The sequence below is a fragment of the Pontibacterium sp. genome, from assembly GCF_041587635.1.
Taxonomy (GTDB): Bacteria; Pseudomonadota; Gammaproteobacteria; order Pseudomonadales; family Balneatricaceae; genus Pontibacterium.
Genome location: NZ_JBFGYC010000671.1, coordinates 1 through 1,932, shown reverse-complemented (window position 1 = coordinate 1,932; position 1,932 = coordinate 1). Strand labels below are relative to the sequence as shown.

2 protein-coding genes are annotated in these 1,932 nt (G+C 46.5%); both read right to left on the bottom strand.

Annotation, left to right across the window (positions count from 1 at the left end; translation table 11 throughout):
• A partial coding sequence (gene wecB, locus ABYW01_RS20545; protein ID WP_372836358.1) for a non-hydrolyzing UDP-N-acetylglucosamine 2-epimerase occupies positions 1 to 876 on the bottom strand: 876 nt, incomplete at its 3' end.
• A gap of 23 nt (positions 877 to 899) precedes the next feature.
• Entirely contained in the window at positions 900 to 1,775 is an 876-nt protein-coding gene (locus ABYW01_RS20540; protein WP_372836357.1) for an exopolysaccharide biosynthesis polyprenyl glycosylphosphotransferase, read from the bottom strand.
• Positions 1,776 to 1,932: the final 157 nt, after the last annotated feature.

Below are 1,932 nucleotides of genomic sequence, written 5' to 3'. Positions count from 1 at the left end.
GTCTGTCAAAATCAGATAGCTTTTACTCATCAGATAAACAAACGGCAGATAATCCAACGGCTCGATCAGATGAACATTGTCGATATCAGAGAGTAATAAATTCACCGGCCGCTGAACGTTTGGATTCAGATGAACAGGGTACACTACCTGACAATCAGCATGGGCTAGAGCAATATCTCTTAACGCCTGGCAAATCCGCTCAAATCCACCACCAAAAGACTCCCTTCTGTGCCCAGTGACCAACAATAGTTTCTTATCTGAATCCAGCCACGGAAACTGACCCTCCAACTCCGAACACAACTGCTGGTCAGTCTCAATTTTATTGACAACCCAATGCAGAGCATCAATCACTGTATTACCAGTCACATGGATCTGGTCAGCTGAGACATTCTCTTCCAACAGATTGGATTCAGAGGTTTGTGTAGGGGCAAAGTGCAATTTTGTAATTGCACCGGTCATTTTACGGTTAGCCTCTTCTGGCCATGGAGAGTATAAATCCCCAGTTCTCAAGCCCGCCTCAACGTGACCAACCGGCACCTGATGATAAAAAGCGGCCAACGCAGTAGCCAACGTGGTTGAAGTATCACCGTGCACCAAAACTAAGTCAGGCTGAAAGTCTTTCAATACTACTTTCAGCTCAAGCAGAATCCGGGAAGTTATATCGTACAAATCCTGTCCGGGCTTCATAATATTGAGATCGTATTCAGGCTCGATCTCAAACAAATTCAGGACCTGATCAAGCATTTCGCGATGCTGGGCGGTAACACAAACGCGGCTTTCCAATCCCTGTTCATCAGCCAACGCCTTAACCAGCGGCGCCATTTTAATCGCTTCAGGTCGAGTCCCAAACACTGTCAGCACTTTGCAAGCATTCATCCTTAACACACCTTTATAGGAGATCAATAAATATCTTTCGAAAGAAGCGAAAAGGGAGTTTTAATCAAAACCTTTACGTCTAACCACAACGACCAGTTATTGATATACTCCAGATCATACTCAACTCGTTTTTGCATCTTATCGAGAGTTTCCGTTTCGCCCCTATAACCACTCACTTGCGCCAAGCCGGTAATTCCGGGCTTAATCCGATGACGAGCCAAGTAATCATTAATTTTTTCAGAATAGTATTGATTATGAGCAACCGCGTGTGGCCGAGGGCCTACTAAAGACATCGATCCTTGCAAAACATTTATTAGTTGCGGCAGCTCATCTATAGATGTTCGACGAATAAACCTTCCTACATTTGTAATCCGGGGATCACCTCGGCTAGCCTGTGTAACAGACTCGCCATCCTCCACATGCTCCTTCATACTACGAAATTTCCAGACTTTGATAACCTTTCCATCAAAGCCATGCCTATCCTGTTTAAAAAACACAGGCCCTGGAGATGAAAACTTTACCGCGACCGAAACCATAAGCATCACAGGACTTAAAAGGACTAGAGCAACGAGAGACAATAACTTATCCATAACATCTTTCGCTACAGCCCCTCGACGCAACGAAGTCAACGGGCTTTCGTTCAGAAAGATAAGCGGCATTCCCGCCACCTCACGCACCGAGTGGTTCAGCAGATTCAGAGCATAAATGTCAGGCACCCAAATAAGATCAACATTCATATCCATGAGATCTATATGCATCTGCTCAATCTTAGAGGATTCGCCTATCGGCAATGCCAGATAAATACGCTTGACGTTAAGACTGCAAATCATCGTACGCAAAGCAGCCATACCTTCAAGACAGACCGGCCCCTGCCCGGACATTGCCTGGCTGCCTCGCATCTGCCTGAACGACGCGACTGCGCTACGTGCCCCACAACAAACGGAAGAAGACGTGCTGCCAGGGACTCCATGCCAGAAGACGGTAGACCAACCGACGACCGCTCTTGATGATCTGACAAGGTACGTTGACGAACGCCGCAAGGAATGTACGGAAGTC